The 19,603-nt window shown below is 71.9% G+C and carries 14 protein-coding genes; 2 read left to right on the top strand and 12 right to left on the bottom strand.

The window, feature by feature from the left end:
• Window positions 1-8: 8 nt before the first annotated feature.
• The 11 genes from malQ to ACWH49_RS10510 all read right to left on the bottom strand — a co-directional run bounded on the left by malQ (window position 9) and on the right by ACWH49_RS10510 (window position 15,543).
• Complete coding sequence (gene malQ, locus ACWH49_RS10560) at window positions 9-1,520, bottom strand: 4-alpha-glucanotransferase (RefSeq protein WP_448171421.1); 1,512 nt, start codon at window positions 1,518-1,520, stop codon at window positions 9-11.
• Window positions 1,521-1,562: 42 nt separating this feature from the next.
• Window positions 1,563-2,603 (bottom strand): threonine aldolase family protein, encoded by a 1,041-nt coding sequence (locus tag ACWH49_RS10555; RefSeq protein ID WP_448171420.1) that lies wholly within the window; start codon window positions 2,601-2,603, stop codon window positions 1,563-1,565.
• A gap of 14 nt (window positions 2,604-2,617) precedes the next feature.
• Window positions 2,618-3,634, bottom strand: coding sequence for an NAD-dependent epimerase/dehydratase family protein (locus tag ACWH49_RS10550; protein ID WP_448171419.1), 1,017 nt, complete (start codon window positions 3,632-3,634; stop codon window positions 2,618-2,620).
• A 54-nt stretch (window positions 3,635-3,688) separates the two neighbouring features.
• Complete coding sequence (locus ACWH49_RS10545; RefSeq protein WP_448174337.1) at window positions 3,689-4,309, bottom strand: response regulator transcription factor; 621 nt, start codon at window positions 4,307-4,309, stop codon at window positions 3,689-3,691.
• Between the two features lie 32 nt (window positions 4,310-4,341).
• The gene (locus ACWH49_RS10540) at window positions 4,342-6,435 is read right to left on the bottom strand and encodes a sensor histidine kinase (protein ID WP_448171418.1); all 2,094 of its coding nucleotides are present in this window, start codon (window positions 6,433-6,435) and stop codon (window positions 4,342-4,344) included.
• A 64-nt stretch (window positions 6,436-6,499) separates the two neighbouring features.
• Window positions 6,500-8,029 (bottom strand): tripartite tricarboxylate transporter permease, encoded by a 1,530-nt coding sequence (locus tag ACWH49_RS10535; RefSeq protein WP_448171417.1) that lies wholly within the window; start codon window positions 8,027-8,029, stop codon window positions 6,500-6,502.
• Window positions 8,030-8,039: 10 nt separating this feature from the next.
• Window positions 8,040-8,525 (bottom strand): tripartite tricarboxylate transporter TctB family protein, encoded by a 486-nt coding sequence (locus tag ACWH49_RS10530; RefSeq protein ID WP_448171416.1) that lies wholly within the window; start codon window positions 8,523-8,525, stop codon window positions 8,040-8,042.
• 84 nt (window positions 8,526-8,609) lie between these two features.
• Window positions 8,610-11,069, bottom strand: coding sequence for an ATP-binding protein (locus ACWH49_RS10525; protein WP_448171415.1), 2,460 nt, complete (start codon window positions 11,067-11,069; stop codon window positions 8,610-8,612).
• Window positions 11,069-13,603, bottom strand: a complete 2,535-nt coding sequence (locus tag ACWH49_RS10520) for a sensor histidine kinase (RefSeq protein WP_448171414.1) — start codon at window positions 13,601-13,603, stop codon at window positions 11,069-11,071. Before ACWH49_RS10520 ends, ACWH49_RS10525 begins: the two co-directional genes overlap by 1 nt.
• A gap of 15 nt (window positions 13,604-13,618) precedes the next feature.
• The gene (locus tag ACWH49_RS10515) at window positions 13,619-14,422 is read right to left on the bottom strand and encodes an ABC transporter substrate-binding protein (protein ID WP_448171413.1); all 804 of its coding nucleotides are present in this window, start codon (window positions 14,420-14,422) and stop codon (window positions 13,619-13,621) included.
• Window positions 14,419-15,543 (bottom strand): HD-GYP domain-containing protein, encoded by a 1,125-nt coding sequence (locus ACWH49_RS10510; protein WP_448171412.1) that lies wholly within the window; start codon window positions 15,541-15,543, stop codon window positions 14,419-14,421. The genes ACWH49_RS10515 and ACWH49_RS10510 overlap by 4 nt, the downstream gene beginning before the upstream one ends.
• Before the next feature lie 201 nt (window positions 15,544-15,744).
• On the opposite strand from ACWH49_RS10510, the gene ACWH49_RS10505 reads away from it, so the two are divergent.
• A complete protein-coding gene (locus tag ACWH49_RS10505) occupies window positions 15,745-16,431 on the top strand; it encodes a response regulator transcription factor (protein ID WP_448171411.1) in 687 nt (228 codons plus the stop codon).
• A 24-nt stretch (window positions 16,432-16,455) separates the two neighbouring features.
• Here the strand turns inward: ACWH49_RS10505 and ACWH49_RS10500 are convergent, their stop codons facing one another.
• Window positions 16,456-17,898: an ATP-binding protein gene (locus tag ACWH49_RS10500; RefSeq protein WP_448171410.1), complete on the bottom strand. Its 1,443-nt coding sequence runs from the start codon at window positions 17,896-17,898 to the stop codon at window positions 16,456-16,458.
• 126 nt (window positions 17,899-18,024) lie between these two features.
• On the opposite strand from ACWH49_RS10500, the gene ACWH49_RS10495 reads away from it, so the two are divergent.
• Window positions 18,025-19,590 (top strand): diguanylate cyclase, encoded by a 1,566-nt coding sequence (locus tag ACWH49_RS10495; protein ID WP_448171409.1) that lies wholly within the window; start codon window positions 18,025-18,027, stop codon window positions 19,588-19,590.
• Window positions 19,591-19,603: the final 13 nt, after the last annotated feature.

Here is a 19,603-nt window from a genome sequence, read left to right as displayed (position 1 = left end):
GCGGCGCGTCAGCCGCGCAGCAACGCGAACGGCCCGCGCCCGCTGGCGGCGGTCAGCAGCCCGAGCGTGCGGCCCGGCTCGGGGCCGACCATCGACCAGTCGAAGCGCCAGCTCCAGTTGCCGGTCGGCGTGCCGGGCAGGTTCATGCGGTGGCTGCCGTCCAGGCCGAGCACGTCCTGCATCGGCACGATCGCGGTGTTCGCGACCGAGTTGAACGCGGCGCGGATCATCGCCCAGTGCACGTCGTCGGCATCCGCCGCGAGGTACGCACCGGCGAAGGCACGCTCGTGCACCGGGATCGCCGCCCACCAGCCGCGCGAGGTGTCGTTGTCGTGCGTGCCGCTGTAGACCACCGAGGCGGGGGTGTGGTGGTGCGGCAGGTAGACGTTGCGCGCGTCGTCGCCGAACGCGAACTGCAGGATGCGCATGCCGGGGAAGCCGCAGTCGTCGCGCAGCGCGGTCACGTCGGGCGTGATCACGCCGAGATCCTCGGCGACGATCGGCAGCGGGCCGAGCGCGCGCGCGAGGGCGTCGAACAAGGCCTGGCCCGGTCCGGGCACCCAGCGGCCGTCGATGGCCGTCGGGCTGGTCGCCGGCACCTCCCAGTACGCCGCGAAGCCGCGGAAGTGGTCGATGCGGAACGCGTCGGTCTGCGCCAGCGCGCGCCGCATCCGGGCGATCCACCAGGCGTAGCCTTCGGCGGCCATGCGGTCCCAGCGGTACAGCGGGTTGCCCCAGCGCTGGCCCTCGGCGGCGAAGGCGTCGGGCGGCACGCCGGCCACCACGGTCGGCTGGCAATCGGCGTCCAGTGTGTACAGGTCGGGGCGGGCCCAGCAATCGGCGCTGTGGTGCGCGATGAAGATCGGCAGGTCGCCCATCAGGTAGACGCCGCGCTGGTTCGCATGTGCCTTCAGCGCGGCCCATTGGGTGTCGAAGCACCACTGCACGAACTGCCAGAAACGGATCTCGCCGGCCAGCTCGCGCCGCGCCGCCGCCAGCGCCGCCGACTCGCGCGCGCGCTGCGGCTGCGGCCAGTGCCACCAGGGCGCGCCGGCATGCGCCGTCTCCAGCGCCATGAACAGCACGTAGTCGTCCAACCAGCCGGCCTGCTCGATGCACCAGGCCGCGAACGCCGCCCGGTCGTCGCGCGACGCGCGCGCGAAGAAGACATCGGCCGCCGTGCGCAGCTGGGCCAGCCGCCAGGGCCCGACGCGCGCGAAGTCGACCCGCGCGGCGCCGAAGCCGCCCTCGGGCAGCAACGGCGGCGGGAGCCAGCCCTTCGCGACCAGCGGCTCCAGCGCCACCATCAACGGGCTGCCGGCGAACGCCGAGACGCTTTGGTAGGGCGAGTCGCCGGGCCCGACCGGGGTGGTCGGCAGCACCTGCCAGATCGACTGTCCCGACGCCGCCAGCCAATCGACGAAGTGATGGGCCTCGGGGCCGAGGTCGCCGATGCCGTGCGGCCCCGGCAGCGAGGTGATGTGCAGCAGCACGCCGGCGCTGCGCTGGTTCAGGTTCATCGGCCCGATTGTGCCGGCCGCCTCGCGCCGATCGGCGCGCGCTCAGCCGTTCAGCAGCGCCGCGAGCACCTGGGCCGCTTGCCTGCACTGCGCGCCGCTCACGTCCAGGTGCGTGACCGCGCGCACCGTGCGCGGGCCGAACGCGTTCAGCAGCACGCCGCGCTCGCGAGCCCGCGCCGTCAGCGTCGGCGCGTCGATCGCGACGCTGGCCGGCAGGTGGAACACGATGATGTTGGTCTGCACGCTGGCCAGGTCGAGCTGCACCGGTGCCGCGGCCGCCAACTGCTCCGCGAAGGCACGCGCGTTCGCATGGTCCTCGGCGAGCCGGTCGAGGTGGTGGTCCAGACCGTGCAGCGCGGCCGCGGCGAAGATGCCGTTCTGCCGCATCGCCCCACCCAGGCGCTGGCGATGCCGGTGCGCGGACTGGATCAGCGCCTTGCTGCCGGCCAGCAGCGAGCCGCCGGGCGCGCCCAGGCCCTTCGAGAACGCGACCGCGATCAGGTCGAACGGGGCCGCCAGCGCGGCCGGCGCCAGCCCGCTCGCGACGCTCGCGTTCCACAGCCGCGCGCCGTCCAGAAACCGCGCCAGCCCGTGTTCCCGCGCGGCATCGCACAGGCGCTGCACCTCGGCCTGCGGCACGACGACGCCGCCGGCGCGGTTGTGGGTGTTCTCGATCTGCACCAGCGTCGTCGACGGGAAGATCGCGAAGCTCTTCGGCTTGATCGCCGCGAGCATCTCGTCGACGCTGAACAGACCGCGCGCGCCGATCTCGTGGACCTGCACGCCGGCGTTGGCCGCCGCGCCGCCGGCCTCGTGCCAGCGGGCATGCGACTCGCGCGACGCGATCACCTCGTCGCCCGGCCGCGTCAGCACGCGCAGCGCGACCTGGTTGGCCATCGTGCCGGTCGGCAGCCACAGCGCTGCCTCCTGGCCGAGCAGATCGGCCACGCGCGCCTGCAGGCGGTTGGTCGTCGGGTCCTCGCCGTACTGGTCGTCGCCGACCGGGGCGGCGGCCATCGCGGCGCGCATCGCGTCGGTCGGGCGGGTGACGGTGTCGGAACGCAGGTCGATCGGTGCAGTCATGGTGGTGATGAAGGTCAGGGGTGGACGATGCCGAGCGCGAGCAAGCTGCGCGCGGTGTCGAGGATGCTCTGTTCTTCGGGCCGCGTGGCCCAGCCGAGCACGGCCCGGGCATGCGAGGCGTCCTGGTTCCGGACCGAACCGAGCTCCGGGGCGACCGCGCGCGCGACCGGGTTGAAGTGCGCGGCGATCCGCACCAGCCAGTCGGGCACGTCGCGCGTGGTCACGCGCCGCGCCTGCGCCCCGAGACCGGCGCGCAGCACCTCGGCGACGTCGCGCATCCTCATGAAGCGGCCCGAGGCGATGAAACGTTCGCCGGCCATGTGCGGTGCCGTCAGCGCCCGCACGTGCAGGTCGGCCACGTCGCGCACGTCGACGATGCCGAAGCCGAAGTTCGGGCAGGCGCGCACGCTGCCGTCGAGCAGCTTGCGCACGATGACCACCGAGGCCGAGTAGTCGGCGCTCCACACCGGCCCGAGCACGACCGACGGGTTGATGCTGCAGAACTCAAGCCCGGCGCCTTCGGCGGCGACCCAGTCGCGCGCGGCCCGCTCGGCGATGGTCTTGGAGCGCACGTACGGCGTCAGGCCGGGCCGGTCGAGCCGCGTCCAGTCGGCCTCGGTGAAGTGGTGCACGCCGCGGCCGCGGCCGTAGGCGATCGCGGCGACCGACGACGTCATCACGAAGCGCCGTGCGCCCGCGGCCCGGGCGGCGCGCAAGGCCCGCAGTGCGCCGTCGCGCGCCGGCACGATCAGCTCGTCCGGGTGCTTCGGCACGCCGGCCGGCAACGGCGACGCGAGGTGCGCCACGTGGCTGCAACCGGCCGCCGCGTCGGCCCAGCCGGCGTCGGCGTTCAGGTCGGCCGCGAAGAAGTGCAGGCGGCTGTCGTCGACGGCCAGCAGGCGCCGCACGCCGGCCTCCTTGGCCAGGTCGCGCACCGTCGAGTGCACGGTCCAGCCCTCGGCCACCAGCTGGCGGATCAGGAAGCCGGCGATGTAGCCGCTGCCCCCGGTGACGAGCACTCGCTTGTCCATGACGCTGTTCCCACTCCCGGTGCCGGATGCACCCCGGCCGGATTGTGGCCGGCTTCAACCGCGCGCCGCGTGCAGCAGGTTCGCGAGCTCGACGGCCGAGGCGACCTCGAGCTTGTCGAAGACCTTCGCCCGGTGGACCTCGACGGTGCGCACGCTGAGCGCCAGCGCGTCGGCGATGCGCTTGTTCGGCAGGCCGCGGGCGATCAGCGCCATGACCTCCTGCTCGCGCTCGCTGAGCTCGGCCAGCCCGCGCAGCCGGCGCGCGCGCTCGCGCCGCGCGATGAGCGCCGTGGCGCTCGCCGCGAGCGCCTGCTCGATCCGGTCGACCAGCGCGTTGTTCGAGAACGGCTTCTCGACGAAGTCGAACGCGCCGCGCTTGACCGCCGCCACCGCGGTCGGCACGTCGCCATGGCCGGTCAGGAAGATCACCGGCAGCGCGGCGGTGAGGCCCCGGTCCACCAGGCGCTCGAACAGCGCCAGCCCGCTCATGCCGCCCATGCGCAGGTCGAGCAGCAGGCACGACGGCGCGTTCGGCCAGGCGTCGGCCTCGGCCCCGGCCAGCGCGGCCTCGAACGCCTCGGCGCTGGCGTGCCCCTGTGACAGCAGCCGGCGCGAGCGCAGCAGCCAGGCCACGGCATCGCGCACCACGTCCTCGTCGTCGACGAGGTAGACCATCGGCAGGCCCAGCCCGGGGGGCAGGTCGAGGCTCACGACGCGAGCGCCTCGCTCTCGCGCGCTGCCCGCGCCTCAGGACCCGGCGCCGCCGGCAGCGTGAAGCGGAATTCGGTGCCGGCGGCCGCGCCGCCGGCGTCGCGCAGGTTGGCGAAATCGAGCGCGCCGCCGTGCTGCTCGACGATCGTCCGGCACACGCTCAGGCCCAGCCCCATGCCGTCGCTGCGGGTCGTGAAGAACGGCGTGAACAGCTGCCGCGCGACCTCGTCGGCGATGCCCGGCCCGCGGTCGACGACCGACAGCTGCACCCATGGCGCATGGGTCTGGCGCACCCGCAGCGTCAGCACCGGCTGGTGGCCGGCGGGCGCGCCTTGCATCGCCTGGAGGCCGTTGCGGGTCAGGTTCAGCAGCACCTGCTCGACCATCGCGCGGTCGCAGACGACGCGCGCCATCGGCACCGGGAGGTCGAGCTCGACGCGGGTTCCGCTCTTGCGCGCCTGCAGCCGCACCAGCGGCAGGATCGCATCGATCAGCGCATCGGCGCCGACCGCCTCGCGCGCCTGCTCGCGGCGCCGCACGAAGTCGTGCACGCTCTTGATGACCCGGCCGGCGCGCTCGGCCTGCTCGGCGATGCGCTGGGCGGCCTGGTGCAGCAAGGGCCACAGCGTCGGGTCGTTCGCGGCGCCCGCGGCCTGCGCTTCCATCATGTTCAGCGAGCCGGTCGCGTAGGCCGCGATCGCCGACAGCGGCTGGTTCAGCTCGTGGCTCAGCAGCGAGGCCATCTCGCCCGCGGTCGCGAGCCGCGCGGTCGCCTGCAGCCGCTCCTGCTGTTGGCGCGCGACCTCCTCGACACGGCGCTGCGCGGACAGGTCGAGCACGGCGCTCATCCACCCGGTGTGGGTGCCGGTGCTGTCGAGCAGCGGTGCCTCGAACACCATCGCCGGGAAGCGTTCGCCGCCGCGGCGCACGAACGCCGTCTCGAAGGCCTCGCGCGAGTGGGTCGCCGGCGAGCTGGCGAGCCGGCGCTGCTGGCGCTGCTGGTACTCGGCGAGCTGCTCGGGGGGCCAGTACGGCGGCGGGTCCTGGGCAACGAGGGCGTCGGCGGAGTAGCCCACCATCGCGCAGAAGGCCGGGTTGACGTAGGTGGTGCGGCCCTGCAGGTCGCGCGCCCGCAGGCCGGTCACGACCGAGTCCTCCATCGCCTTGCGGAAGGCCAGCGCATCGGCCAGCGCGCCCTCGGCCTTCGCCCGCTTGCGCACGTCGTGCGCGAGCAGCACCACGACGCCGAACAGCGTCACCGACAGCCCGATCACCAGGCCGGTGACGAGATCGGGCACCAGGCTGGGCGCCCGGGCCGCGCTGTCGACCTGCAACTGCATCGCGGTGCCGGGCAGGTCGATCATCCGGCTGGCCTTGTAGACGCCGGCGCCGACGTGCATCCGGCCATGCGCCAGCCGCGACCCGTCGGCCTCGACGAAGAACAGGTCGTGGCCGGGCGCGAGCGCCTGCGCCGACAGCTGGTCCAGCAGGCCGGTCAGCGAGTAGCTCGCGATCACGAAGCCGGTGACGACATCGCTGGTGCGCTCGGCCACGCACAGGTCCATCACCTCGACGCCCAGACCGTCCGGCTGCGGGACGTAGTAGCTGTGCGAATACGTGGGCCCGCCGCGCCGCTGCGTCGCGCGGCAGGCGAGCTCGATCTCGAACTGCACCTCCTCGCGCCGGTAGCGGCCGAACAGCGGCGGCCGGGCGCGGGTGTCGACCGCGCTGACGATCCGCATCTGCGCATCGCGGCGCTCGAAGCGCAGCAACTCGGGCCGCGCCACGAGCAGCTGCTCGGCGCGTGCCTGCCACGCAGCCGCCGGCGCGCCGGGGCCGGGCATGTCGAGCATCGCCTGCAGGTCGCGCGCGAACAGTTGCGCCAGTTCGGCGCTCGCGGCCGCGGCATTCGCCTCGACGGCCTCCTGCGTGCGCGCCGATCGGTAGTGGAAGGCCAGCGCGACGAGCAGCGTCTGCGCCGCGATCAGCAGCACCACGAGCGCCACCCACAGCAGCGCGCGCCAGCGGCGCGGGCGGGGCGCCGCCACCGCGTCGAGCGGCGGCAGCAGGAGGGCGGGCGGAGCGTTCATCGGGGGCGGGCGGGTCAGCCCCGCACGGTAGCCGATCCGGCCGGCGCGCGGGGGCCGCCGCGCGCTATTCGGCGATCAGCTCGGCCGGCTCGCGCAGCTTCGGCGCCAGGCGGATCTTGCGGCCGTAGGCGACCAGCTGGGCGATGATCAGCAGGCTGCAGGCGCCGATGAACCAGGCGCTGATCGGCCGGTGCAGGAACACCATCAGGTCGCCGCGCGACAGCAGCATCGCGCGCCGGAAGTTCTCCTCCAGCATCGGCCCGAGCACGAAGCCGAGCACGATCGGCGAGACCGGAAAGTCGAGCGACAGGAACACCGCCCCGATGACGCCGAACACCGCCACCTCGCCGACGTCGAACAGGCTGTTCTTGGTGCTGTAGACGCCGACGCAGATGAAGAACAGCGCGGCCGGGTACAGGTACTTGTACGGCACCTGCAGCATGCGTACCCACACGCCGATCATCGGAACGTTCATGATCACCAGCAGCACGTTGCCGATCCAGAAGCTCGCGATCAGGCCCCAGAACAGGTCGGGGTGCTCGGTGATCAGCTGCGGGCCGGGCTGGATGCCCTTGATGATCAGCGCGCCCAGGATCAGCGCCATCACCGCGTCGCCGGGGATGCCCAGCGACATGGTCGGGATGAAGTCGACCTGCGTCTTCGAGTGCGACGACGCCTCCGGCGCGGCCACGCCCTCGATCGCGCCCTTGCCGAAACGGCTCGGGTCCTTGGCGATCTTGCGCTCCAGCGCATAGGCGATGAAGGTCGTGATCGTCGGCCCGGTGCCGGGCATCGCGCCGAACAGCGTGCCCACCATCGTGCCGCGCACCATCGGCCAGAACGCCTGCTTCATCTCGGCGCGGGTCGGCCGCATGTCCTTCATGCTGACCTTGGCGTCGCTCGCCTTGACCGTCGTGCGGTTGACGCTTACCAGGAAGTCGGCGATGCCGAACAGCCCCATGCACAGCGCACCCAGCTCGACGCCGTCGGCCAGTTCCGGCAGGTCGAAGGTGTAGCGCGTGGTGCCGCTGATCACGTCGGTGCCGACCACGCCGCACAGCAGCCCGAAGATCGTCATCGCCACGCCCTTCAGCGGCGAGCCGCGCGACATGGTCGCGCCGGCCAGCAGGCCGAGCAGCATGATCGAGCAGATCTCGGTCGGGCCGAATTTGAACGCGATCTCCACCAGGAGCGGCGACAGGAAGATCATCACGACGATCCCGACCGACGCGGCGAAGAACGAGGACATCATCGTGATGCCCAGCGCCGCGCCGCCGCGGCCGGCCTTGGTCATCGGGTAGCCGTCGAGGCAGGTCACCGCGTGCGGCGGGTGGCTCGGCAGGTTCAGCAGGATCGCGCCGATCGCGCCGCCGTACTGCGAGCCGTAGAAGATGCCCGCGAGCATCAGGATCGCCGGCACCGGCGCGATCACGTAGGTCAGCGGCAGCAGCATCGAGATCGTGGTGAGCGCGCCCATTCCGGGCAGCACGCCGATCAGGTTGCCGATCAGCACCCCGAACACGCTCCACATGAAGTTGCTCGGCTGCAGCGCGATGCCGAAGCCGTACCACAGGTCCATCATCGATTGGTACATGGTCGGCTCCTCAGACCCACTGGAACAGCGGCAGCTGCAGCTTCAGCCCGAAGTGGAAGACCACCAGGCAGAACAGCGTCAGGGTCGCCGCGAGCAGCGCCGACGCCTTCACGGTGCTCTGCCGGTCGCCGAGCGCCGCGACGAACACCGAGGCGAAGGTCGCCGGCAGCAGCCCGCCGTGGTCGCCGATCACGACGAACGCCAGCACGGCGCCGAGGATGCAGCCCCAGCCGCGCCATTCCGGCCCGTGGTGCGCGCCGCTGTCATGGCCGGGCAGCGGGTTGGTCATCTCGCGCCCGGCCGGTGCGGCGGTGATGCCGATCGCGGCGCCGACCGCCATCAGCAGCACGCCCAGCACGACCGGGATGAAGCCCGCGCCCATGTGGTTCAGGCTGCCGATGTGGTAGCCGATGCCCAGCGCGAGCACGGCCGCACCGAGCGCGAGCAGCAGCAGCGCACCGAGGTGGTCCTTGCTCCAGGTGGATGGTCGCGGCACGGTGGGTCTCCCGAAAAGTGGTCGACCCAGTCTAGGCAGCGCCGCCGCCCGTGCGCTGTGGGAACTACGTAGCCGCGACGCGCGTCAGGCGGTGTCGGCGATGCCGATCTCGGCGCGGGTTTGCGCGTGCAGCCGCGCGCACAGTTCGGCGGCGGTGGCCAGCGCGCCGTCAGCCAGGGCCGCGTCCACCTCGGCGGCGAGCGCGGTGATGCCGCCGTAGCCGAACGAACCGGCCGTGCCCTTCAGCGTGTGGGCCAGGCGGCGCAGTGCCGGCCAGTCGCCGTGGTTCAGCGCGCGGTCGATCGCGGCGAGCGTGTCGGGCAGGCCGGCGACAAACTCGGCGGTCAGCGCCGCGAGACGGCGCTCGTAGCCCGTCTCGGTGTCTTCGAACGGCGCCGCGACCGTGTGCGCCGCGGCGACGTGGCGTTCCAGCACCGCGTAGAAGTGGCCACGGTCGACCGGCTTGGCCAGCACGTCGTCGCAGCCGCAGTCGCGGTAGGTTTCGACATCGGCGCGCATCACGTTGGCGGTCAGCGCGACGATCGGGCCGGCGTAGCCCCGGTCGCGCAGCGCGCGGGTCGCGGTCACGCCGTCCATCAGGGGCATCTGGATGTCCATCAGCACCAGCGCATAGTCGCCGGCCAGCGCCCGCTCGACCGCGTCGCGGCCGTTGTCGACCATCTCGAACGTCAGGCCGGTCTGGCGCAGGTAGGTCGCGAACAGGCGCTGGTTGTCGACGCCGTCTTCGGCCACCAGCACCCGACCGTTCAGCCCCGGCACCGCGATTGGCGCGCTCAGCGCCTGCGGGCGTTGCGCCTCCTCGAAATCGCGCGGATCGGCCAGCAGCTGCAACGCACCTGCGTCGATGCCGAGCGGCACGCTCAGCGTGAAGCAGCTGCCCACGCCAGGCTCGCTGGTCACGCCCACGTCGCCGCCGAGCAGGTCGGCGAGCTGGCGCGAGATGTAGAGCCCCAGGCCGGTGCCGCCGAACTCGCGGGTCGTCGACACGTCGGCCTGCACGAAGGGCTTGAACAGGCGCGAGATCTGCTCGGCCGTCATGCCGATGCCGCTGTCCGTCACCTCGAAGCGCAGCGTCTGCGTCGCCGCGTCGTGCCGCACGTCGATGCGGACTTCGCCGGCCGCGCTGAACTTGATCGCGTTGCTGCAGAAGTTGAGCAGGATCTGCTTGAGCCGGACCGGGTCGGTGCGCAACGCCGCCGGCAGCGGAAGGTGGTGCGCGACCGAGAACTTCAGCGCCTTCTCGCGCGCCCGGCCGGAGACCAGCGCCGTCACGTCGCCCAGCAGCTTCGGCAGCGCGACCTCGATGCGCTCGACCTCGAGCTGCTGGGTCTCGATCTTCGACAGGTCGAGGATGTCGTTGATGACCTCCAGCAGGTGGCGGCCGTTGCGGATGATGGTCGTGGCCGCATCGGCCTTGTCGCCCGCGGAGCCGCTCGGGTCGAGCAGCAGCTCGGCGAAGCCGATGATCGAGGTCAGCGGGGTGCGGATCTCGTGGCTCATGTTGGCGAGGAAGCTGCTCTTCGCGCGGTTGGCGCGCTCGGCGGCGTCGCGGGCCTCGCGGAACTCGGTCACGTCGACGATGCTGCCGACGATGCCGCCCGGCGAGCCGTCGAGCTTGTTGAAGCTCACCTTGGTGACGATCGTGTCGCGCGGCGGCCGACCCGGGCGACGCAGCTGCTTCTCGTAGCTGGCGCGACCGGGTTCGCGCAGCAGCGCCGCGTCGCATTCCAGGTTCGTGGGGGCCTCGTCCCCGAAAAGCTCGTGCGGGTGGCGGCCGATCACCGCCTCGTGGGGGAGCGCCATTAGGTCCAGCCAGGCCTGGTTGACGATCGCATAGCGGCCCTGATCGTCCTTCAGGAACACCGGGATCGGGCTGATCTCCAGCAGCCGCGCGTTGAACGCCAGCTGCGCCTTGAGCTTGTCGCGCGCGGTCTGCTGGGTCTTGCGGTCGGCGATCACCGCTGCCGAAATGTCGTTGCCGACGCCGCGGTAGCCGATGTGGCGATCGCCCTCGAACACCGGCTCGCCGCTGATGCGCATGTGGTAGCACGGGCCCTGCGCCGAGGTGACCTCGAACTGCAGGTTGTGGAACGGCTTGCGCGCGGCCATGCGCTGCTGCAGCCGGTCGAGCTCGGCGGGCGCGCAGCGCAGCGCGCCGTCGACCGCGCAGGCGGCGCCGAGCAGCTGTTCCGCCGCGAGACCGGTGCGTACCTCCAGGTCTTCGGACACGTAGGTGAAGCGGCCCTCGACATCCTGCTCCCAGGCCCAGTCGGACGAGAGCGAGAGCAGGCTCGCGAGGCGCGACTGGCTGGCCTGCAGCGCCGCGTTCAGCGCCGCCATCTCGGCCGTGGCGTCGTGCTGGGATCGATCGAGCAGGCCGCGTTCGCGATCGGCATCGACGTAGGCCTGGCTGATCCGCGCCAGCAGCGACGCATACGTCGCGCCCTCGGGCAGCTGGCCGGGCGCCAGGCCCAACACCTGCAGCTGACGCTGCAGCGCAGGGTGCAAGTCGGTGGTCGGCATCAGCAGCAGGTCTCCGAGAACAGCGCCGGCTCGGCGAGCGCCGCAGGCGGCAGCGTGGACGGCGGCGGCAGCGTGATGTGGATGGCCGCGCCGCCGCCGGGCGCATTGGCGGCGCTGATCCGGCCCCCGTGGGCGCTCATGATCTTGCGGCAGATGGTGAGCCCCAGGCCCGTGCCGCCCGAGCCGTCGCTGGTGCGCGAGGACTGAACGAACGCGTCGAAGATCGTCTCCAGCTCATCCGGCGGGATGCCGGGCCCATGGTCACGGACGACCAGCTCGACCGTGCCCAGCGCATCCGCGGCGCGGCAGTCGACCTCGATGCGCGAGCCCTCGGGCGCATAGCGGATCGCGTTGGCGAGCACGTTGCGGATCACCTGCTGCATCCGGAACGCATCGACATCGGCCGGCAATTCGGCGGCCGGCCGCGGCACCTCGATGGCGAGGGCGCGCCCGGCGGCGATCGGCCGCAGCTCGCGCACCACCGCGTCGACCAGCTCGACGACATCGCGGCGCTGCAGCGCCAGCGAGCCGACGCTGCTGTCCATCTTCGAGACATCGAGCAGCCCGTTGACCAGCCGCAGCATGCGCTGGCCGCCGGCCTGGATGTCGCCGAACATCTCGTGCAGCTCCGGCTGCGCACCGGCCAGCTCGGCGCCGAGCTCGGAGAAGCCGATGATGGCCTGCAGCGGCGTGCGCAGCTCGTGGCTGATGTTGGCGATGAACTCCGACTTGGCGCGGTTGGCGCGCTCCGCGGCGGCCTGCGCCTCGCGGGTGTGGCGCTCGGCCTCGCGGAACTCGGTCACGTCGATGATGCTGCCGACGATGCCGGCCGGCCTGCCATCGGCCTGCGTGAAGCGCACCTTGGTGACGACGGTGTCGCGCTCCTCGCCGTCCGGGCGGGTCAGTCGGTTCTCGTAGCGCACGCGCTGCTCGGTCGTCAGCAGTGCCCGGTCACTCTGCGCGTGGGTCTGGACGTCGGCACCGAACAGTTCGATCGAATCGCGGCCGATCACGGCGTCGGCGCTCAGGCCCATCAGGTCCAGCCAGGCGTGGTTGACGGTCACGAAGCGCCCTTCGCGGTCCTTCACGAACAGCGGCGTCGGGCTGACCTCGAGCAGACCGGCGGTGAACGCGAGCTGGGATTCGAGCTCGGCGCGCGCGCGCTGGCGCTCGGTCACATCGATCGCGAAGCCGGCGAAACCCTCGACCGCGCCGTCCCGGCCGTGCACCGCCGCCACGCTGACCTCCAACGTGCGCGCGGCGCCGCGCGCATCGACGATCTGCACCGTCAGCGTGCCCGGTCCGTAGCCACCGGGTTGCGGGCCGAACAGCGCATCGACCTCCGGCTGCCCGGTGGGCACGCACAGCTCCGACAGGCGGCGCCCGATCGCGCTCGATTCGAGGCGGCCGGTGATCTGCGTCCAGCGCGCGTTGACGAAGGTGATGCGGCCCTCGGGATCGGTGCGGAAGATCAGTTCCTGCACGCTCTCGACCAGCGTGCGCAGGTCGCGCTCGCTGGTGGCGACGCGGTCGCGCGTGGCCTGGAGCGCCAGCTGCACCGCCGCGTGGCTGCCCAGGCTGCGCCACCCCAGCGCCACCATCACGCCGATCAGCAGCAACGCGATCGTGCAGGCGCCGACCAGCCAGCCGGCGATGCGCCGGAACTCGGCATCGACCCGGGCATGGTCGCACTCGACGATCACCGCCAGCGCGCGCTTGCGCAGGGTGCGGAAGGCGGTCAGCACCGGCGCGCCGTCGAGACCGGGGCCCACATAGCTGCCGCTCTCGCGCGCGGGGAGGAAGCGCGTGAAGAACGCGTGGCGCGCGGCCGAACTGCCGGGGGCGAGCTGGATGTTGCCGGTGGCCGCCAGCAGCGTGCCGTCGATGCCGAGCAGCGCGGCGGCGCGGTCGCGGTCGGCCAGCGTCAGCTCGTAGGCGTTCGCGAAGAAGTCCGGGTTCAGCGCGGCGACCAGGTACAGCGCGTCGGCGGCCGGTGGCCCGACGCGCCGCACCAGCGGCACGAAGCTGTGCGAGCTGCCGACCGGCGGCGCGGCGGCGTCGGCCAGGTCGCGCCCCAGCACCAGCGAGCCGAGCCGGTCGACCGCCGTCTCGCCCGGCAGCGGCAGCTTCCGCGCCGCGACGGTGGCGCCGACGTTGCGCGTGTCGGAGCTCGCGAGCACCACGCCGGCCGCGTTCACCACCGACAGGCTGCGCAGGAACGGCATGCCGCGCTGGGCCTGGGCCAGGGCGCGGCCCGCACCCGCCGGGTCGGCACGCGTCGCGTCCGGCGTTATCGCTTCGGCCAGCGTCGCGAGCGTCAGGTCGACGGTGTCGAAGGTGCGGTTCGCATGGTCCTCGATCACGCGCGCCAGCATCTCGCTGCTCCGCAGCTCGTGGCGCTCGATCTCGCGGTGCTCGTACCAGAGGAAGGCGGCGACCACGGCCAGCACCGCGCCGGCCAGCGTGGCACCGGTCCAGGCGATCGCGCGCCGGCTCAGCCAGCCCGGCAGTCCGGAACGTTGGCGATGGGGCATGCCGGCAACCGCCTGCTACTTGGTCACCGCGATGTCGCTGAGTCCGTTGTGCTTGGCCGCGGCCTCGAGCCGGCCGTCGCGCTTGATGCGCGCGACGAAGTCGTCGACCCGGCGCAGCCAGTCGTCGTCGCCGGGCTTCACCGCGTAGGCGTACGGCAGCACGTGGTACGGCGTCGGCGGTGCGACCAGGCGCGCCCAGTCGGCGTTGTCGAGCAGGCGCCGGCTGTACGGGTAATCGGTCATGAAGACGTCGACCCGGCCGGCCTCGAGCTCCTGCTCGCGCGTCTGCGGCGGGCGGACCACGACCATCTTGGCCTGTTTCAGGCCGGCGGCCATCACCGGTTCCATGAAGGTACCGGCCTGCACCGCCACCTGCACGCCGGGCTTGTCGATGTCGGCCCAGCTGCGGATTGCGCGGTTGCTGCGTGTCGTCACGCCGTAGATGTCGCTTTGCAGGTAGGGCTGCGAGAACCTGAGCGCCTGCTGGCGCTGCGGCAGCACGCCGATCGCGAACATCGCGATGTCGCAGCGGTCGGCGACCAGGTCATCGATCAGCTTCGGGAACGAGGAATCGACGTACACGAGCTTCACGCCCAGGTCCGCGGCGAAGGCCTGCGAGAGCTCGACGTCGATGCCCGCGAGCTGCTGCGTGCGCGGGCTGCGGAACGTGATGCCGTAGTAGTCGGGCCAGATGCACACGCGCAGACTCGACGCGGCGGTGACGCGGTCCTGCACCGGCCCGGCGTGCGCCGAGGCGGCGAGCGTCAGGACGAGCGCGGCGGCGAGCGCGACGGCGGTGAACGGAGCGGTGGTCTTCATGCGGGTATCCGATCGAGCGTGTGGGTGGTGTGGAAGGGCGCGGGCTCGGTGGCCGGCGGTTCGGCGAAGCGCTGGTTGATGCCCTGCACCTGCGGGACGAGCGCGACGAAGTGCTCGAGCAGGCGCGGCTCGAAGTGGATGCCCGACTGCGTGTGCATGTACGTGATCGCCTCGTCGACCGGCCAGGCCGGCTTGTAGGGCCGCGCCGAGGTCAGCGCATCGAACACGTCGGAGATCGCGACGATGCGCGCGGCCTCGGGAATCGCCTCGCCGGCCAGTCCGTGCGGGTAGCCGCTGCCGTCCCATTTCTCGTGGTGCGAGATCGCGATCTCGCGCGCCATCACCATCAGGTCGCTGCCGCCGCCGGCCAGGATCGCCGCGCCCACTGTCGTGTGGGTCTGCATGACGCGACGTTCCTCGGGAGTCAGCGGGCCGGGCTTGAGCAGGATACGGTCCGGGATGCCGATCTTGCCGACGTCGTGCATCGGGCTGGCGTGCAGCATCAGCTCGCAGCGCTCCCGGCTCCAGCCGATGCTTCGCGCGAGCAGGGTCGACGCGTGGCTCATGCGCATCACGTGCTGGCCGGTCTCGTTGTCGCGGAACTCGGCGGCGCGGCCCAGCGAGTGCACGATGTCCAGGCGTGACTGGCTCAATTCGCGGGTGCGCTGCTGCACCATCTGCTCCAGCACGGTGTTCTGGCTGAGCATCGCCTGGCGCGCCAGGTGGGCGAGCAGGATGTTGTTGGCACGCGCCAACAGCTCGCGGCGGTTGAATGGTTTGCTGAGAAAGTCCGTGGCGCCCGCGTTGAGCGCGCGCAGCAGGAAGTCGTCGCCCGACTGCGCGGTCAGGATCACGATCGGCGGCGCGAGGGGGTCGCCGACGCCGCGGATCTGCTCCATCACGCCGAAGCCGTCGAGGTGCGGCATGTTGATGTCGAGCAGGATCAGGTCGGGCCGGGCGCGCAGGTAGCTGCCGAGCGCCTCGCGCGGGTCCTGCACCAGTTCGATGTCGTGGTAGCCGGCCGTGCGCAGCATCAAGCCCAGCAGCTTCAGGTTCGCGGGTTCGTCGTCGACGGCGAGGATTCGCGCCGACTTGGTGTCGAAGGAGGAGTCGGCTGGCATCGAAGGTTCCGTCGGGCTGGGTGGGACGAGGCGTACGGTCGCTATCGGCGCGCGCAGAAGGTTCTGAAACAGAAACAGCTCAGAACTGATTCTTATCAATGTCGAGACTCGTTTTGCGCGTCATTTCTCACACCCCGGCGACGACTGCGCCGCGGGCCAGTTCGGGTAACCTCGGAACGACGGAATGAACGGGCCTTTCCCATGCTCCCCAAGACGCTTGCTCTCGTCGACGACGACGCCGAGTTTTCCGAATTCCTCGCCCAGTACCTCCAGGAGCGCGAGGTCGCGGTGCGCGTGTTCCACGACAGCGACGAGCTGCTGACCGACCGCGAGCCGTACGACTTCGACTTCTACGTGCTCGACCTGTCGCTGCCGGGCGTCGACGGCCTCGAGCTGATCCGGCTGCTGCGCCGCCGCACCAGCGCCGGCATCCTCGTGGTCTCCGGCCGCCTCGCGCCCGACGTGTTCGACTCGGTGATCAACGCCGGCGCCGACATGTACCTGGCCAAGCCGGTGCGCTTCGAGCAGGTCGCGCTGGCGGTCAAGGCGGTGCACCGTCGCAGCGCGACCGCCCGCGAGCAGGTCTCGAACTGGCGCCTCGACCGGCGCGGCAGCGAGCTGGTCGCGCCCGATGGCGCCCGCATCGCGCTCAGCGAGACCGACCTGCTGGTGATGGAGTGCTTCGCCGCCGCCGGCGGCGCGACGGTCACCCGCGAGGCCTTGCGCGAGCGCCTGGGCCGTCCCGCCGCAGACGAGCCCGACAACCTGCTGCATGCCACGATCTACCGGCTGCGCCGCCGGATCGAGCGCGCCACGCCGGTGCTGGTGCCGCTGCAGTCGCAATCACGCGTCGGCTACGTGTTCCGGGCGACGCTGTCGAGCGGCTGAACGCCCGCCGGCGCACGCCGCCGATCAGTCGTCGAACGCCTGCGGCACCACCAGCTGCATCGTCAGACCGGACGGCTCCTGCCGCACCCGCACCTCGCCGCCGTGCATCTGCAGGATGCGCTGCGTGACATAGAGCCCGAGGCCGTGCCCGCGCGGGTTGTTCACGTGGTCGCCGCGGGCGCCGCGGGTGAACAGCCGCGCCGCCAGCTCGGGCGGGAAGCCGGCGCCCCGGTCGCTGACCTCGATCAGCAGCGCGAGGGGTTCGTCGGAATCGGCGATCTGCACCGTCACCGGCTGATCGGGCGGGCCGTAGGCCAGCGCATTGGTCAGCAGGTTGCGCAGCGCCAGGCGCATCAGGCCGGCGTGCATCGAGGCCGTGCGGGTCGACGTCGTGCGGCTGCGCACGATGCGCTCGCGGCTGGCCGGGTCGATGTCGGCGATCGCCAGCGAGACCAGGGTGTCGATGTCGATGTCCTGACGGGCGAGCGGCCCGTCGCCGCCGAGCAGGACCGCGTCGGTCAGCGTGTTGTCGAGCGAGGCCGTCACCTGCGCCAGCACCGTCTTCGCGCGCCGCAGCCGGGCCGAGGCGCGCTCACGGTCGTCCGGCCCGCCGGCCAGCGCCTGGGCCGCACTCTGCAGCGCCGCGGAGGCGTTGTTGAGCGGCTGACGCACCTCGTGGGCCAGCACCGCGAGCATCTCCTCGCGCGACGAGAGCAGACGCCCGCGCTCGTCGAGCAGCGCGGCCTGCTCGGCGTTGCGCAGCTCGGTCTGGGCCCGGCGCTCGAGTTCGCGGGCCAGTTCGGCAGAGCGCCGCAACTCGTGGTCGCGCGATTTCTCGAGCGCGATGCCGATGTAGCCGAGGTTGCCGAACAACGCCGCGACCACCGAGGAAGCGAAGCTGAGCACGAAGTCGAGGCTGCCGGCGAACGGCCGCGGCTCGCTCCAGTGGCCGCCGACGAAGGTCAGGCGAACCGCCAGCGCCAACGCGTAGAGCGCGAAGGTGCCGCTGACGAGTGCGGCGCTGCGGTACCCGGTGGCGCGGTGCAGTTGCCAAGCCGTCCACGCCAGCCAGCCGGCGCCCGCGAGGTTGACGGCCAAGGCGATCAGGAAGCGCGGTTCATCGATGCCCGGCCGCAGCCACGTGGCCGAATACAGGCCCGCGGCCAGAACCCAGGGCAGTGCCAGCCGCAGGGAGTCCACGGGCAGGCCGCGCTCACGCTGCATGGCCGCGCCGCGCAACGGGTAGGCCGCGAACATCAGCGGGCTGGCCAGGCCGGGCGCCAGCCAGTCCGGCAGCGGCTCGCGCAGCACCAGCAGGATGAAGCCGACGCCATAGAGCAGGCTGCCGCTGCACCACAACGCCACCGCCACCCGGTCGTGCCGACGATGCAGGATCGTCCATGCGGCCGCGGGCAGCGCGATGAACAGCAGTCCGACGATCAGGAAGGCCGTGGGCGGGTGCAGCATGCCCGGATCATCCGCGATTCCTTTGCGAGACGGCCGGCCGCCGCCGCTGCGCCAAACCGTCAACAATCTGGGGTCATAGCTCAGAAATGATTTAAGGGGCAACGGGTTGCGGACGATAACCGTGCCGTGCCGCTGCTCCGCCACCGCTCCATCCGTACCCACCTGCTGACGCTGGTGGCCGCGTGCGTGATCCCGGCGATCGCCGCGTCGGTGTTCCTCGTCTTCCAGAACTACCGGCTGCAGCGCGAGCGGACATATCACGATGCGGAGCGCGTCGCGCGCAACCTCATCGGTGATGTCGACGGCGAACTGCAGGGCATCGAATCGGGCCTGCGGGTGCTGGCCACCTCGGCCGACCTGGAGCGCGGCGACCTGCCGACCTTCCACCTGCGCGCGCTCGAGGCCCTGAAATTCCAGAACGCCGACAACTACGCGCTGACGGACCGCAGCGGCCAGCAGGTGCTGAACACCCTGCGCCCGTTCGGCAGCCTGCTGACGCCCAGCGGAGCTGCGGCACAGCTCGCACCGGTGTTCGCCACGCGGTCGGTCGTGCTGAGCGACCTGTTCCAGGGCACGCTGACCCACCGGCCGCTGATCGTGATGGCGGTACCGGTCCAACGCCGCGGCGAAGTCGTCTACACGCTGAACGCGAGCTTGTCCCCGCAACGCCTCACCGACATCCTGTCGCGCCAGAAGCTGCCCGAGGGCTGGGTCGCGGCGCTACTGGACAGCTCGGGCACCATCGTCGCGCGCAGCCGCGACGCCGCCCGTTACGTCGGCCAGCGCGCGGTCGATCCGCTGATCCAGGCCTCGCGCGAGCGCCGCGAAGGCACGCTCGAGACGGTGACCAAGGACGGGGTGCCGGTCCTGACGGCCTTCAACCGATCGACCATGTCGCCCTGGACGATCGCCGTCGGCGCACCGCGGCAGGCCCTGAGCGCCCAGGTCGATCAGGGGCTGACGGGGGTCGGGATCGGCATGCTGGTCGCGCTTCTGGTCGGCCTGTGGCTCGCCTCCTCGATCGCGGCGCGGATCGCCCACGCGGTGCGCGGGCTCATCGAGCCGGCGCTGGCGCTCGGGAGCGGCCGGCCGGTGGAGATGCCGCCGCAGCCGCTGCGCGAGACTCAGGCGGTCGGCCAGGCGCTGCAGCGCGCGGCCGACATGCTGGCGCGCGCCCAGCACCTGGCCAACCACGACGGGCTCACCGGCCTGTGCAACCGCATGCTGTTCGATGAGCTGGCGCGGCGCGAACTGGCCGCGGCGCGGCGCTATGGCCGGGCGCTCGCCGTGCTGGCGATCGACCTCGACGGGTTCAAGGAAGTGAACGACAAACACGGCCACGCCGCCGGCGATCTGGTGCTGAAAACCGCCAGCGACCGGATCCTGAGCATGTCCCGCTCGACCGACACGGTCGCCCGCCTCGGCGGTGACGAGTTCGCGATGCTGTTGCCCGGCGCCGACCGCGACGGCGCGAGCCGCTTCGCCGCCACGCTGGTCGAAGCGCTCGCGCGGCCCTACCCGGGCGTGGGCACGGCCGTGTCCGCGAGCATCGGCGTGGCGCTGCTGTCCGAGGCCGGCACCACCGTGACCACGGTGCTGAAGCGCGCCGACGGCGCGCTCTATGACGCCAAGCGCGCCGGCAAGAACCGCGTGATGGTCTGGAGCGACACGGTGGCCGACGCGTTCGCCTGACGCGCCGCCCGCG

Source organism: Rhizobacter fulvus (genome assembly GCF_964020785.1).
Note: the sequence above shows the minus strand (reverse complement) of the source record. Positions and strands in the feature narration are given on the sequence as shown.